This window comes from Sphingobium limneticum (assembly GCF_008710155.1).
In the GTDB taxonomy this organism is placed as follows: Bacteria; Pseudomonadota; Alphaproteobacteria; order Sphingomonadales; family Sphingomonadaceae; genus Sphingobium; species Sphingobium limneticum.
In genome coordinates this window covers 114,299-129,397 of record NZ_VYPZ01000001.1, presented here as the reverse complement: position 1 = coordinate 129,397, position 15,099 = coordinate 114,299, and the positions used below count along the sequence as shown (strand labels likewise).

At 62.3% G+C, this 15,099-nt stretch carries 9 protein-coding genes; 7 read left to right on the top strand and 2 right to left on the bottom strand.

Annotated elements, in window-relative coordinates:
* Nucleotides 1-18: 18 nt before the first annotated feature.
* Nucleotides 19-2,268, bottom strand: a complete 2,250-nt coding sequence (locus tag F4U94_RS00505; protein ID WP_161600356.1) for a putative bifunctional diguanylate cyclase/phosphodiesterase — start codon at nucleotides 2,266-2,268, stop codon at nucleotides 19-21.
* A gap of 424 nt (nucleotides 2,269-2,692) precedes the next feature.
* Here F4U94_RS00505 and F4U94_RS00500 point away from each other — a divergent pair, with 424 nt between their 5' ends.
* From F4U94_RS00500 to F4U94_RS00480, 5 genes are all read left to right on the top strand, one after another.
* A complete protein-coding gene (locus F4U94_RS00500) occupies nucleotides 2,693-3,352 on the top strand; it encodes a hydrolase (protein ID WP_120253243.1) in 660 nt (219 codons plus the stop codon).
* Between the two features lie 63 nt (nucleotides 3,353-3,415).
* Nucleotides 3,416-3,616 (top strand): DUF1427 family protein, encoded by a 201-nt coding sequence (locus tag F4U94_RS00495; protein WP_120253244.1) that lies wholly within the window; start codon nucleotides 3,416-3,418, stop codon nucleotides 3,614-3,616.
* Nucleotides 3,613-5,538, top strand: a complete 1,926-nt coding sequence (locus F4U94_RS00490) for an amidohydrolase (RefSeq protein WP_150411808.1) — start codon at nucleotides 3,613-3,615, stop codon at nucleotides 5,536-5,538. Before F4U94_RS00495 ends, F4U94_RS00490 begins: the two co-directional genes overlap by 4 nt.
* A gap of 116 nt (nucleotides 5,539-5,654) precedes the next feature.
* The gene (locus F4U94_RS00485; RefSeq protein WP_120253245.1) at nucleotides 5,655-7,196 is read left to right on the top strand and encodes a right-handed parallel beta-helix repeat-containing protein; all 1,542 of its coding nucleotides are present in this window, start codon (nucleotides 5,655-5,657) and stop codon (nucleotides 7,194-7,196) included.
* 47 nt (nucleotides 7,197-7,243) lie between these two features.
* Complete coding sequence (locus F4U94_RS00480) at nucleotides 7,244-8,569, top strand: MFS transporter (protein WP_120253246.1); 1,326 nt, start codon at nucleotides 7,244-7,246, stop codon at nucleotides 8,567-8,569.
* Here the strand turns inward: F4U94_RS00480 and F4U94_RS00475 are convergent.
* Nucleotides 8,530-10,827, bottom strand: coding sequence for a glycoside hydrolase family 3 N-terminal domain-containing protein (locus F4U94_RS00475; protein WP_120253247.1), 2,298 nt, complete (start codon nucleotides 10,825-10,827; stop codon nucleotides 8,530-8,532). The two genes, F4U94_RS00480 and F4U94_RS00475, sit on opposite strands and share 40 nt — an antisense overlap.
* A gap of 146 nt (nucleotides 10,828-10,973) precedes the next feature.
* Between F4U94_RS00475 and F4U94_RS00470 the strand changes: the two genes are divergently transcribed.
* Nucleotides 10,974-12,032, top strand: a complete 1,059-nt coding sequence (locus F4U94_RS00470) for a LacI family DNA-binding transcriptional regulator (RefSeq protein ID WP_120253248.1) — start codon at nucleotides 10,974-10,976, stop codon at nucleotides 12,030-12,032.
* The gene (locus F4U94_RS00465; protein WP_120253249.1) at nucleotides 12,029-15,004 is read left to right on the top strand and encodes a TonB-dependent receptor; all 2,976 of its coding nucleotides are present in this window, start codon (nucleotides 12,029-12,031) and stop codon (nucleotides 15,002-15,004) included. Before F4U94_RS00470 ends, F4U94_RS00465 begins: the two co-directional genes overlap by 4 nt.
* Nucleotides 15,005-15,099 lie beyond the last annotated feature (95 nt).

Here is a 15,099-nt window from a genome sequence, read left to right as displayed (position 1 = left end):
CCCGAAAGGCCGAATAACTTAGCCGGCCTTTGCAATCTGACCGGCGGTTTCGGATTGGGCCAGGCAGGCGGGCACCGCTTCGGCCGGCATGGCGCGGGCATAGAGGAAGCCCTGCCCCACGTCGCAATTGATATCGCGCAGATAGGATTCCTGTGCTGCCGTCTCTATGCCTTCGGCGACGATTTCCAGGCCCAGGCAATGGCCCAGATTGACGACGGTGGAGGTGATCGCCTCCGCATCCGTGCTGGTGCCGATACGCTGGATGAAGGAGCGGTCGATCTTGAGCAGGTCGACCGGGAATTGCGTCAGATGCGAGAGCGACGCATAGCCGGTGCCGAAATCGTCGAGCGCGATGCGGATGCCATGGTCGCTGAGCGCGCGCAATTCGCGTTCCACATCGCCGGCACCGTGGCCCAGGAAGACATTTTCCGTGACTTCGATCTGGATGCAGGAAGGCGGCAATTGTCGCGCGTTCAGGCTGCGAATGACCTTGTCGGCAAAGCCGCCCTGACGGAAATCGGCCCCCGCGACATTGATCGCGACATTGCCGAACGCCAGACCGATGCGCGTCCAGTTCTGAATATCGTCCAGCACCTTTTGCAGCATGCGCTCACTCAGTAGCGAGCCGAGCGCCGGATCGTCGAAGGCCGCGCGGACCATGTCGGGCGTGCGCAACTGTCCTTCATGATCGCGCCAGCGCAGCAGCGCTTCAAAACCGGTGACTTGCGACGTGCGCAACCGGACCTTGGGCTGATAATGGGGCACGATCGTATCGTGGGTCAAAGCCTGGCGAGCCAGCGCGATCATCGTTTGATGCCGTTCGACCTCGACCATCATGCCCGGTTCGAAGATGCGCAGCCGCGCCCGGCCGCCGGTCTTGGCGGCATAGAGGGCGATGTCGGCGGCTTTCATGATTTCCGAGCGGGTGCGGCCGTCGCGCGGAATGAAACTGGCGCCGATACTGGCGCTGCATTCCAGCAGGCGCCCGCCATGGTCGATCGGCGTGCGGAGCTGATCATAGATATTCTGCGCGACCTGCTCCACCGTCTCGACGGAGCTGGCAGCGATGACCAGCGCAAATTCGTCGCCACCGGTGCGGGCGACCAGATCGCCCTCCCCCACGGCCGCGCGGAGCCGCTCGGCAAAGGCGCAGAGTAGCGCGTCGCCGCCGTCATGGCCGACGCTGTCGTTGATGGTCTTGAAATTGTCGACGTCGATGATGAGCATCGCCGCTTCCATATCCCGCCCGACATTGGCCAATGTCTCGTCCAGATGATCCTGCAGCAGGGCGCGATTGGGCAGGCCGGTCAGCGCATCATGCTGCGCCATCCAGACGGCCTTTTCCTCCGACTTCTTTTGATGGGTGATGTCGCGGGCGACGACGATCAACCGGCCCGAGGCATCGGACGTCTTGTTGATCGCGATATCGAACCAGCGCGGCTTCCTCAGTTCCGGCGCAAGGGCCGTGTCCGGCATCAGGCTGAGGATCAGGGTGGCGGGCTGATTGGCCCTGGCCTGATCCAGCGCCCTTTGTGCCGCCGGACGATCTTCTTCCGCCATTTCGTAAAGCCAGTTACGCCCGATCAGGGTGTCCGCCGCCAGCCCGCCTTCCGGTTGATTGTAGAAGATGATCCGATGATCGTCTTCCAGGATCAGCATATGATCGGGGCTGGAACGCAAAATGGTTTCGGTGAGGGACTCGCTGCGCTCCAGATCGGCAAGCGCGGTCATCCAGGACACGAGCATCTTGTGCAAGGCGAAGGAGGCCGAGAAGATGGTCAGCATGAAGATCGGCAGTTGGACGCTGATGACCGGCAGCACCGGGTCGGCGGTCAGGCTGCCCGCGACCGCGCATGGCCCGAGCGCCAGGAACACCATCGTCGCCGCCAGCCGGGGCGTGCCGAAATTGCGCAGACATATGCCGCATACCATCGCCGCGGCGGACAGGCAGGCGATCGTCGCCAATATCCAGTCGCCCGACAGGATGCAGAGCGACGTGCCGATCCCGACCGACAAGGCCCAGAAACAGGACAGGATCGCGGACAGGCCACGCGGCGGCGTCATGCCGGCCGCCATGCGTTTCTTGCCATGGATGAGGACGGTCATCCGCACCAGACCCAGGCCGATTTCGAACAGCAGCCAGCCCAGGAAAGGCCCGGAGGGATGCCGCCACGCAGCGATCGTCGCCACGGCCGTGGCGTTGAGCACGCCGCCCAGGAAGATCGGGAGCGAGGAGAAAAGTCCGTTCTTCAGCTGATCCGCGATCACGGCCGGCACCCTGGTCCTCGAATCGAGGAGCCATTCGGTCAGGCGCGTGAGAGGGAAGGGCTGCACGTAGATAATCACTCGATCGGTTCGTCGCGCCGCATCGAAAATGCAGTGGGACGAGGGCATGGCGGTCCAGCCAGAAGCAGGGAAGCCCCGGCGCATGACCGTCATTATAAGATATTGGTTTGCAATAACTTAACCGCGTTGACCGTGAAGCGGCCCGGATCGAAAAGTTCGCGCGCCCCGGTCATGTTGGGCAGCCACCATGGCTGGAGACTTGCCGATCGGGCTGCGCGAGTCAGCTTTTCCAAAATATAGAACGTTTCAACATGTTTTATCCGCCTGTTTCATATTTATCGCCATGGCTAGAACGACATCAGCCCGAACGGACGGGCACAGGACAATTTCAGGAAGGACGTTCGCCATGACCATCACTGCCACCCCGACCCCCGCCAAGGCCCTGCTGTCGCCCACCAACCATGCGCTGGTGCTGATCGATTTTCAGTCGCAGATGGCCTTTGCCACCAAGTCGATCGCTCCTGAACTGCTGCGCAACAATGCGGCGCTGGTATCCAACGCCGCTGCCGGTTTCAAAGTCCCCACCATCCTGACCACCGTTGCCGAAAAGAGCTTTTCCGGGCCGATGTTCAGCGAGATCACCGAAGCCTTCGACAATCAGCCGATGCTCGACCGCACGTCGATGAACACCTGGGAAGACGCCGCCGTCATCGAGGAAGTGAACCGCATCGGCAAGGATCGCATCGTCTTTGCCGGTCTGTGGACCAGCGTGTGCATCGTCGGCCCGGTCCTTTCCGCCATCGAACAGGGTTTCGAGGCCTATGTCATCACCGACGCCAGCGGCGACATTTCGGACGAAGCGCATGAACGCGCCGTCGAGCGCATGATCGCCGCCGGCGCCAAGCCGGTCACCGCGCTGCAATATCTGCTCGAACTGCAACGCGACTGGGCACGAACCGACAGCTACGACATGACCACGGGCATCGCCCGCAAATGGGGCGGCGCCTATGGCCTGGGCATCACTTATGCCAAGACCATGTTCAATGCGTCGGAAGGCGGCCACTAAACATCGTCGGGGAGCCGCACCGTCGCGGCTCCCCTCCCCCTTCCCTGCCGAAGGACAAGCCCCATGAAAGCCTATCTCCTTTCGCTCGGCGCCGGTTTGCTGGTCGGCATCGTCTACAGCCTGATGGGTGTACGATCGCCCGCGCCGCCCGTCATCGCTCTGATCGGACTGGCCGGAATCTTGCTGGGCGAGCAATTGTTGCCGATCGCTCATCGCATCCTCGCCCCTTCGGCCCCTATCGCTTCTACGGAGCATGACGCATGATCACCCGCCGCCAGGCGCTCGCCAGCGCCGCCACCACCGCCCTCCTCACCGCTTCGGAAAGCTTCGCCATGCGCCAGAAAGACCTCATCATCACCAATGCCAAGGTCACGACGCTGGACCGGGAAAATCCGGTGGCGCAGGCGGTGGCGATCCGGGACGGCAAATTCCTGGCCGTGGGCAGCGAACAGGCGGTGCGTGCCGCCGCCGGCCCCGACGCGCAGACGATCAATGCCAAGGGACGGCGCCTGATCCCCGGCCTGATCGACAGCCACATCCATGTCATCCGTGGCGGCCTGAACTATAATATGGAGTTGCGCTGGGAAGGCGTGCCGAGCCTGTCGGAGGCCATGGCCATGCTGAAGCGCCAGGCCGAAAATACGCCCCCGCCGCAATGGGTGCGCGTGGTCGGTGGCTTTACCGAGCACCAATTTGCCGAAAAGCGGCTACCCACGATCGCGGAGATCAATGCCGCCGCGCCCGATACGCCGGTCTTCATCCTGCATCTCTACGATCGTGCATTGCTGAATGCGGCCGCGCTTCGGGCGGTGGGCTATGACAAGAATACCCCCAATCCGCCGGGTGGCGAGATCGTGCGCGATGCGCAGGGCAATCCCACCGGCCTGTTGCTGGCTCAGCCCAATGCGACGATCCTATATGCGACTCTGGCCAAGGGCCCCAAGCTCCCGCAGGAATATCAGCTCAATTCGACCAAGCATTTCATGCGCGAACTCAATTCGCTGGGCGTCACCAGCGTCATCGACGCAGGCGGCGGCGCTCAGAATTATCCCGACGATTACGAGGTGATCGACAAGCTGCACAAGGATGGCGAGCTGACGCTGCGCATCGCCTATAATCTCTTCACGCAAAAGCCCAAGGAAGAGCTGAAGGATTTCGCCACCTGGTCAACCAAGGTGAAGCCCGGCGATGGCGACGACACGTACCGCCATAATGGCGCGGGCGAGATGCTGGTCTACTCCGCTGCCGATTTCGAGGACTTCCGCGTCGCCCGCCCCGATATGCCGCCGGAGATGGAAGGCGATCTGGAACCGGTCATCCGGCTGCTGGCGGAACGCCGCTGGCCCTGGCGCATGCATGCCACCTACGATCAGACGATCGGCCGTGCGCTCGATGTGTTCGAAAAGGTCAATCGCGACATTCCCTTGCAGGGGCTGAACTGGTTCTTCGACCATGCCGAAACGATCAGCGAGCGGAACATCGACCGGATCGCGGCTCTTGGCGGCGGCATCGCCGTGCAGCATCGCATGGCTTTCCAGGGCGAATATTTCGTCGAACGCTATGGAGCGAAGGCGGCGGAGGCCACGCCGCCGATCAAGCGGATGATGGCGGCCGGCCTGCCCGTGGGCGCCGGTACTGACGCCACGCGCGTCGCCAGCTACAATCCCTGGGTGTCGCTCAGTTGGCTGGTGACGTCGAAGACGGTCGGTGGACTGACGCTCTATCCGGTGCGCAACCGGCTGGACCGCGAAACCGCGCTGCGCCTGTGGACCGAAAAGAACACATGGTTTTCCAACGAGGTAGGCAAGAAGGGGCAGATCAAAAAGGGACAGCTGGCCGACCTGGCCCTGTTGTCGGACGATTATTTTTCCGTGCCCGAGGATGAGATCGCCCATCTTCGTTCGGTCCTGACCGTCCTGGGCGGCAAGATCGTCTATGGGGAGGATGATTATGGTGCGCTGGCGCCGATTGCGCCCAAGGCGATGCCGGACTGGTCTCCCGTAGCGACCTTTGGCGGCCATTATCGCAAGGATGAAACCGCAAAGAAACTGGCATCGGCCTGTGGTTGCGCCTCATCCTGCGGCGTCCATGGCCATGACCATGCCGCAGCGCTGGGCGCCAATGTGCCGGCCGCCGATGTCCAGAGCTTCTGGGGGGCGTTGGGCTGCGGTTGCTGGGCGGTCTGATCGTAACGCCGGTCCTGGTCGATCGACCGGGACCGGCATTTATATGTTTCACTTCCCGTTCAGCGACTTGCCGCTAAAGCCGCATCGAATGATGCAGCAATGTGAAGGTCTGAACCTTGGTTAAATATTGGGGCGCTCTTGCCCTGTCAGCCTGTCTATACGCGGTCGGCGCCCCATCTGCGGCCTTTGCCACCACCTATTACTTCAATTCGGTCAAGGGCGACGATCGGTTCAGCGGCACGTCGGATGCGCAATCATGGAAATCCTTGTCGCGGATCAAAGATATAGCTTTGCAGCCGGGCGATCAATTGCTGCTGGCAGCGGGTTCGGCCTGGAAGGAACCCTTGACCATAAGCAAATCGGGCAAGGCCAATGCGCCGATCACCGTCGCCGCGACCGGCATTGGCCCGCGCCCGCGCATCGATGTGGGTGGCATATCCCCTCATGGTGTCGCTGTCGTCAACGCGGAATATGTCACCATCAGCGGACTGGAAGTGACCAACGACGCCAGCACCCCCGCGCAACGATATGGCGTGCTGATATCCGCGCAGGATCGGGGCGTCACGCGGGGTATCCGTGTCACCGACATGTATGTGCATGACGTGCGCGGCACCAATGCGCGCAAGGATAATGGCGGCATCGTGTTCAGCGCGACCGGGCAGAAACTGGCGACACGCTTTCGCGATCTGATCATCGAACGGAATATCGTGTGGCGCGTCGATCGGTCCGGCATTGCCGGCATCAGCGACCGGGTGACGTTCAGCAACTGGTTTCCAAGCGAAGAGGTCGTCATTCGCGACAATTATGTCGAGGATGTCGGCGGCGACGGCATCGTGCCGCGTGGCACCGACGGCACGCTGATCGAGCATAATATCGTCCGCTACGCCGGCAGCCGTGCCCCCGGTTACAGCGCCGGCATCTGGCAATGGAGCACGGACAACAGCTTGATCCAGTTGAACGAGGCCGCCTATACCCGCACCCGCTATGACGGGCAGGGTTTCGATTCCGATTTCAATTCGCGGCGGACGACGCTGCTGTACAATTATAGTCACGACAATGCCGGCGGCTTCCTCCTTATCTGTTCGCCCAAGCGGAACGAGAAGGATAATCTGGGCAATCGCGGGACGATCGCCCGCCATAATGTCAGCCGCAACGACGGAACCCGCATCTTCCAGCTGTCGGGCAACGTGTCAGACGCGCTGGTCGAAAAGAATGTCGTCCATGTCGGCAAGGGCATGGATGTGCAGATGGTCGTGGCGACCAACTGGGATGGCTGGGCACGCGATGTCCGTTTTGCCGATAATATCTTCAAGGTCGCCGGTACCGCCCGCTATGGTAGCGAGATCGGGCGCAACGGCCCCGATTATCTGATCCAGGCAGGCTTCACGCCGGTGGAATATATCCGTTTCAAGGATAACAGCTATCTGGGCCGCCATGTCGATTTGCCCGATGATGGCGCGAAACTGCCGGTCATCCCCTATGTCGAGCAAAATGCCGATTGGGCCGTGCCCGTCTTCAACCCGGCCAAGCCGGACGATTTCCCCGGCTTTCTGGCGCGTCATCGCGCCTGGATGCTGACCATGTTGCAGCGCGAACTGCAATCGACGGTGGAATTGAAAGCATCGCGGCGCATTTCCATTTTCGAAGCGCGCCGCTGAAAACGGCGGTCCTGACAAAGGGAGTGCGGCAGCCTATTACCGAGGGGATGGCCGATCCCGTCCCCCTCCCGCCGCGCGCCCAAGCGGCTCGACCGGTCCGGGCCATCGGCTTTGGCGCGGGCGACTATGCGTTCAATCTCTATTGGCAAACGGTCAGCCTCTATCTGCTCTTTTTCTACACCGACCGGTTGGGCCTGACGCCCGACAAGGCGGGGATCATCATGGTGGCGGGCGCCTTTGCCGACGGGTTGGCGGATCTGGGCATCGGGCTGGCGGCGGATCGCTGGCGCATGCGGTACCGGCAGATCGTGGCGTGGGGCGCGGCGCCGCTGGCCGTGCTGTTCATGCTGTTATTCGTGCAGCCGGCACTGCCTGGCGATAGTCTTTTCGCGCTGGTGCTGACGGTGCATCTGGCGTTCCGTATCGTCTATGCGCTGGTCAATCTTCCCTATGCGGCCTGGTCCACGCGGGTCAGCCGCCATGCGACGGATCGGACGCTGATGTCGGGATCGCGCATGACGTTCGGGGCGTTGGGCGCCGTTACGGTTGCCTTTGCCATGCCGGAGCAAGGCGAGGGCTATAGCGGGACGGCGCTGCTGCTGGGGCTGGTGGCGACCTGCGTTCTGGCGGCCGTGGTGTGGCGCGTGCCCGAACAGCTACCGGTCGATCGGTCGCAGGCCGCCGCACGGACCGTTCGCCGGGATTTGCGCGCCCTGTCCCATAACCGCGCCTATCTGATGCTCGGTGCGGCGACCCTGTGCGTCACCATGGCCGGGGCGATCATCGGCCATTCCGTCCTTTATTATTTCACCTATATATTGTCGGCGCCGGTGGCCGGAAAACAGGCGCTGGCCGTCATGGGTGTGACCGGGGCCGTGGCGGTGCCGCTGTGGACGGCGGTGGCGATGTTGATCGGGGCGCGCGCCGGTTGGCTGATGGCAGCGGGTGGCGGGATGCTGGCTCTTGCCAGCGTCGCCCTCTGGCCCACCGTGCCGGGCGTCGTTCTTTCGATCATCGTCATGGCCGTCGTGCAGGTGGCGATGAGCGGATTTCATCTGGCCGCCTGGGCGATGCTGCCGATGGCCGTGGACTATGGCGAACGGGTCAGCGGCTTTCGCGTGGAAGCTACCGCCTTCAGCCTGTTCATGCTGGTGCAGAAAATGGGGCTGGGCCTGGCCGCACTGCTGCTGGGGCTGGCCTATGCCCATTGGGGTTATGCGGGCGGGACGCCCGATGCCACGGCGCGCGCAGCCATATATTGGCTGATGATCGCCGGGCCGCTGGCCGCCATGGCGATGGGCGCGGCGATCATGGCATGCAGTCCGCGTCTCGGTCAGGCCAGCACGAACATGTCCGAGACTCCTTCCGCCTGAGCGGAGGGCGCGACCCACAGGCGGAATTTGCCCGGCTCGACGGTCGGCTGCATATCCTGTCCCAGAAAGGTCAGATCGTCGCGCTTTAGCGTGAAGCGAACCTGCTGCGTTTCGCCGGGCTTCAGCGTGATGCGTTGAAATGCCTTCAACTCGCGCACCGGTCGGGTGATGCTGGCCGTGATATCCTGCACATAGAGTTGGGCGACCTCGATCGCCGCCTGCCGGCCGCTGTTGCGTATACTGGCCACCACCGTCAGTTCGCCGCCTGCCGTCAAGCGACCAGTGCCCATGTCGAGTTTCGTGTAGACGATCTCCCCATAGGTCAGGCCGTGGCCGAAGGGATAGAGAGCGGCGTTGGGCGCCTCGCGATAATGGGTCTTATAGTCCTGGCGCGGGCCGGGCGGGTTGGGGCGGCCGGTATTTTTGTGCGCATAATAAAGCGGCTCCTGCCCGCTCTCATAGGGAAAGGAGCAGGGCAGCCGGGCCGAGGGGCTGGCCACGCCGAACAGGATATCCGCGATGGCCATGCCGGACATGGATCCCAGGAACCAGGTCGCCAATATGGCAGGCGCCTCCTTCACCGCGCCATGCAGCGCCAGCGCGCGGCCGTGACGCAGCAGCACGACGATCGGTTTGCCGGTCTGCGCTACCGCTTCGGCCAGCGCCATCTGGGCCACAGGAATGGTGATGTCGGTGCGGGATTGTGCCTCGCCCGACATTTTCTGGCTTTCGCCGATCGCGAGTATGACGATGTCGGCATTGTGCGCGGCCGACACGGCCGCCTCTATGCCGCCGGCGATCGGCTTTTCTATGCCCGACCCGTCGACCGCCACGATGGATTGCGGATCGCTGGCCACCGCGCGCATCCCGCTCAACAGGTCGACGGCATCGGCGTCCGTACCATAGACGTTCCACGGCCCGATCAGTTCGCGCTGTCCCTGTACGAAGGGGCCGATCAACGCGATCCGCTTGCCCGATCGCGGCAGCGGCAACAGATCCTTCTCATTTTTGAGCAGCACGATCGACCGTCGGGCCGCGTCGCGCGCAACCTCCAGATGTTGGGGCGTGCGGACCCTCTGCTTCTCCCGCTTGGGATCGATCCGGCGGAAGGGGTCGTCGAACAGGCCAAGTTTGGCCTTGAGCGCGAGGACGCGGCGGACCGCTTCGTCGAGCCGCGCCACCGGCACGTCCCCGGCCTTCACCAGATCGGGCAAATGACGAATGTAGAAGCCCGACTGCATCGACATGTCGACCCCTGCGAGGAAAGCGAGTTTCGCCGCCTCCCGCTCATCGGCGGCAAAGCCATGGTCGATCAGTTCGAAATCGCCAGTATAGTCGGACACGACCAGACCGTCGAACTTCCACTGCCGTCGCAATATATCGGTCAACAGCCAGTGATTGGCGGTTGCCGGCACGCCGGACAATTCGTTGAAGGACGCCATGACCGTTGCCGCCTGCGCATCCAGCGCGGCCTGGAACGACGGGAAATAGATTTCGCGCAGCGTCCGTTCCGACACGTCCACACTATTATAATCAAGCCCGCCTTCGGCCGCCCCATAGGCCGCGAAATGCTTGGCGCAGGCGGCCATGGCGTCATCCGCCGTCAGGCCGGAACGCCCCTGAAAACCGCGCACCCGCGCATCGGCCATGATTCGGCCAAGCAACACATCCTCGCCCGCGCCTTCTATCCCCCGGCCCCAGCGCTGGTCGCGGGCGATGTCCACCATCGGCGCGAAATTCCAGTCGATACCGGCCGCCGTCGCCTCGACCGCGGCGATGCGCGCGGTCTGTTCGGCGAGCGCGGGATCGAAACTGCCCGCTTCGGCCAGCGGCATGGGGAAGACGGTACGGAAACCGTGAATGACATCGGCCGCGAAGATGAGCGGGATTTTCAGGCGGGATTTCCCGGTTGCCACCAGTTGCATCTGGCGCGCCATTTCCGCGCCGTTGCCGTTGAAAACGCCGCCGACCCGCCCACGGCGCACATCTGCCAATTGCTGCTGGAAACTGGATTTGGAGGGCGATGTCGGATTGAGCGCATTGGCCGCGCCACCGGCCCAGGCCGCCGCCATCAATGTGACCTGCCCCGCTTTTTCCTCGACCGTCATCTTCGCGATCAGCGCGTCCAGATCTGCCGATGCCGTGCCGCCATCGCCCGCCTGCGCCAGCAGCGCGCGGGCCGGCGAGGATGCCCAGGCCGCCACCGCACCGGCGCCAAGGATGATCGCACGACGCGAAACGGAGGAGCGGGGCTGCATGTCTTTCTCCTAATTTTTTCGAGGCGTAGCCGATGTCATGCTGCACCGTTCGCCAAACTATTGCAGTGTCCTTTGGTTTCTTGTAACCGGTTACAAGATGGATCGGCAAGCCATGCCGGCAAAAAAGCGACGGACAAGGGCAGAGGATGAACGACAAGGCCTTCGCACAGGCAACGATCAGAGACGTGGCGCGCGAAGCCGGCGCTTCGGTTGCGTCCGTGTCGCGCGTGTTCAACCGGCTGCCCAACGTGCGCCCGGAATTGAAGGCGCGAGTCGAGGCGGCGGCCCGCAAGCTGAACTATGTCCCCCATGCCGGCGCCCGCAACCTCAGCCTGGCGCGCACCGGCGTCATCGGCGTGGTGCTGCCCGATCTGCATGGCGAGTTCTTCTCCGAAATATTGCGCGGCATGGAGCGGGAGGCTGCGATGCGGGGGCGCCACCTGCTGCTGTCGAACATGCACATGGGGCTGGGCGACGGGATCGAGGCGCTGCGCAACATGCGCGGGCGGGTCGACGGGCTGATCGTCATGGCGCCGCATATCGACCCCGATCTATTGTTCGCGCACCTGCCCGCCAGCATCCCTGCCATTTTGCTCAATGGCCCCGAAAATCGGCAGGGTCGCCCCGAACTGCGGATCGACAATGCCGCTGGCGCACGGACCATGGTCGAGCATCTGGTAGCGACGGGCCGCCGTGCCATCGTCCATATCGCCGGGTCGCAGGGCAATATCGAGGCTGCCGAGCGTGCGCGCGGCTATAGCGAGGCGATGATCTCGGCTGGTTTGGATCCCGTCATTCTGCCCGGTAATTTCGATGAGGAATCCGGCCATCTCGCGGTTCGGCACCTGCAGATGCAGCGAACGGATGTCGATGCGATCTTCGCCGCCAACGACATGATGGCGATCGGCGCGCTGGTTGCGCTGCGTGACATGGGCATCGATGTTCCGGGGCAGATTGCCGTTGCAGGCTTCGACAATATTCCGCTGGCGCGCCTCATCAGCCCCGGCCTGACCACCATGGCGGTCGATATCGCCGACCTTGGTGCGCGTGCGGTTAACCGCCTTTCTGCGGTGATCGACGGAGAAAACGTTCCGCAGACGGAACTTAGACATCCCAGCCTCATTGTTCGCAACAGCACGAACAAACAACAGCGTAACGACCGCCCCGAAGGGAACGGGGATAAGACAGGGGAACAGATGCCATGACAAAGACGAACGCGATCCGCCTCTTGCTTGCCAGCGCCACCGCGCTCAGCAGCGTCGTCGTGATGACCGCGCCAGCCAGCGCGCAGACGACGGTAGCCTCCATCCGTGGCCGGGTGACGGACTCCGCCGGTGCGCCCGTGCCCGGCGCGACCGTGACGCTGAGCAGCACCGGAACCAGCCGTGCCCAGACCGCGACCAGCGGCGCCAACGGCACGTACATTCTGAACGGCGTGCGCGCCGGCACATATCGCATCGCTGTAACCGGTTCCGACAAAGGCACGTTCGAACAGGATATCGCGGTCGGCGTGGGCCAGGCCGCCACGGTCGACGCCCGGTTGGGTACGCCTGCGACCGACACGGCAGACGCCACGCCCGACGATGGCGCCGGCAGCCAGATCGTCGTCACCGGCAGCCGCCTGCGCGAGACGCGGACCAGCGAAATCGCGACCAATATCAGCCAGGAGCAGATCCGCGTTCTGCCGCAGACCGATCGCAACTTCCTGAGTTTCGCGGCGCTGGCGCCGGGCGTCCGCTATAAGGATTCCGAAACCGATAAAGGCTTTTCGTCGGGCGCCTCCCCCGCCAGCCAGGTCAATGTCTTCATCGACGGCGTCAGCCTGAAGAACAAGCTGCGCGAAGGCGGCGTGGCGGGTCAGCAGAACAGCCGCGGCAATCCCTTCGGCCAGCTCGCCGTCCAGGAATTCCGTGTCATCACGCAGAATTACAAGGCCGAATATGAGCAGGCCGGCGCAGCAGTGATCACAGCCATCACCAAATCGGGCACCAATGAATTTCATGGCGAGATATTCGGCCAATATACCGACCGATCGCTGACGCAAAAAAGCTATCTCGACAAGCGCGACGGCAACGCCAAGCCCGCATTCGAGCGCAAGCAATATGGTGCGTCGTTGGGCGGTCCCATCATCAAGGACAAGCTGTTCTTCTTCATGGCCTATGAAGGCAATGATCAGGATCGCGCCTTCAATGTGAAGTCGAACGGTTCACCCGAGGCGATCAACGAATTCGAACAATTTTCCGGACGCCGGATTTCCGATTTCGAAGGCGCGTTCGTCAGCCCGTTCCGAAGCGATTTCTATTTCGGCAAGCTGACGTTGACGCCGAACGAAAATCAGACGTTCGACCTGTCCTACAGTCGTCGTGAAGAAACCGACGTACAGGGATTCCGCGACAATGTTTCCTACGAATATGCCGAAAACAAGATCAATGTGGTCGACACCTATCAGTTCAAATGGACATATGACGACGACAGCGTGGTCAACGAATTCAGCGCCAACTATCTGAATTACACATTCAACCCGGTCGCGATCAATCCCGGCTTGCCCGCCTATGACTATCAGGGCGTGATCCTGTTCGGCGGCAAGGATTCGACGCGGCGCGAAGTGCAGCAGAGCTATAATTTCCGTAACGACCTGACTTACACCGGTTTCAGCGGCCACGCGATCAAGTTCGGTGCGCGTGTCGAATTTACCGATATCAGTTTCGACAATCAGGCCTATATCCAGCCCCGCTATTATTTCCGCCGCGAACCCAATAATAATCTGAACTTCGCCTTCCCGGCCGAAGCGCGCCTCGGCCTTGGTTCGGGCCTGATCCAGTCGTCGAACACGCAACTGGGTTTCTACATCCAGGATGACTGGGACGTTACCGAGCGATTGCAGCTAAACCTTGGCCTGCGCTGGGATCATGAAAGCAACGGGTTCAACAATAAATATCGCACGCCCGCCGCCGCCGCGGCGGCATTGCGCGCATTGCCGACGACATCCTATTTCAACGCCGAAGACTATATCAGCGATGGCAATGACCGCAGCCCGTTCAAGGGCGCCTTTGCGCCGCGCCTGGGCTTCTCCTGGGATGTGAAGGGGGATCGCAGCACCGTCGTCTTCGGTGGCGCCGGCCGCTATTATGACCGCAACAATTTCAACAATACGGTCGATGAACTGTCGCGTACGATCAACCCGATCGGACTGTTCCGTTTCTCGGCCGACGGCCTGCCGCGCGACGGCCAGCCTACGGTTGCATGGAATTCGTCATACCTGACCCGTGACGGGCTGCTCGCCCTGGTCAATGCCAATCCGGATGTTGGCCTGCCCGAACTGTTCGCCGTCAAGAACAACGCCAAGCCACCGGTCAATGACCAGTTCTCGCTCGGCGTGCGCCAGCGCATCGGCATTTTCGAAACCTCGCTCACCGCTTCCTATCAGCGCGGGCGAAACGGCTATACCAACCTGTTTGCGACCCGAAACGGGGGCGGTTTCGGCAGCTGCTGCGATGCGACGTCCCTCGCCGCAGTCCGCGCGGCGGGCTATTCCAACGTGCTGATCGGCTATGACGGGCTCGATACCCGCTACAAGGCGCTCTATTTCACGCTCGACAAAAATTACACCAAACAGTCGGGATGGGGGCTGAACGTCGCCTACACGCTCAGCAAGTCGGAGAAGAATGGCGGCGACCTGTTCAGCCTGGATGCGCCGACACCGGATTCCTATGGCTGGCGCGCTTCGCCGGGCGACGAACGTCATCGCCTGGTGCTATCGGGCATCGTCGATCTACCGCTCGGCTTCCAATTCTCGACCCTGACCACCCTGGGTTCGGGTGAAGCCTATGCCGTTACCGACGGAACGAACGGCGCATCTTCCGGCCTGAATGATTTCACCGCCCGCTATCCCAAGAAGAATTGCATCAAGGGCGTCTTCGCCTTCTGCGAAGTGAACATGACGCTGGCGAAGACCTTCCCCCTCTTCGGCAAAAACGACCAAGTCAATTTCGCCGTCGATGTGCTCAACGTCTTCAACAACAAGAATTTCAGCGGGTTCGACGGCTTCTTCAACAACAGCATCAATCCTGCGACAGGGCAGATCATCGATCCGCTGGACCCGGCCGATGGCCGTTATGCAGCCAATCTGATGACCCTACCGCGCCGTATTCAATTCCGCGTCGGCTATCGCTTCTGATGGCTGCGCATCCCGCAGCGGACCGGTTCTGCACGGTCTGGTCCGCTGCGGTTCTGCAACTGGAGTAAACTATTGCTGGACAGACGGACGTTCGT

Excerpts from the sequence above, each read along its gene's own strand:
- F4U94_RS00465 (WP_120253249.1), top strand. The coding sequence starts at position 12,029 with ATGACAAAGACGAACGCGATCCGCCTCTTGCTTGCCAGCGCCACCGCG.
- F4U94_RS00495 (WP_120253244.1), top strand. The coding sequence starts at position 3,416 with ATGAAAGCCTATCTCCTTTCGCTCGGCGCCGGTTTGCTGGTCGGCATC.
- F4U94_RS00490 (WP_150411808.1), top strand. The coding sequence starts at position 3,613 with ATGATCACCCGCCGCCAGGCGCTCGCCAGCGCCGCCACCACCGCCCTC.
- F4U94_RS00470 (WP_120253248.1), top strand. The coding sequence starts at position 10,974 with ATGAACGACAAGGCCTTCGCACAGGCAACGATCAGAGACGTGGCGCGC.
- F4U94_RS00500 (WP_120253243.1), top strand. The coding sequence starts at position 2,693 with ATGACCATCACTGCCACCCCGACCCCCGCCAAGGCCCTGCTGTCGCCC.
- F4U94_RS00475 (WP_120253247.1), bottom strand. The coding sequence starts at position 10,827 with ATGCAGCCCCGCTCCTCCGTTTCGCGTCGTGCGATCATCCTTGGCGCC.
- F4U94_RS00480 (WP_120253246.1), top strand. The coding sequence starts at position 7,244 with ATGGCCGATCCCGTCCCCCTCCCGCCGCGCGCCCAAGCGGCTCGACCG.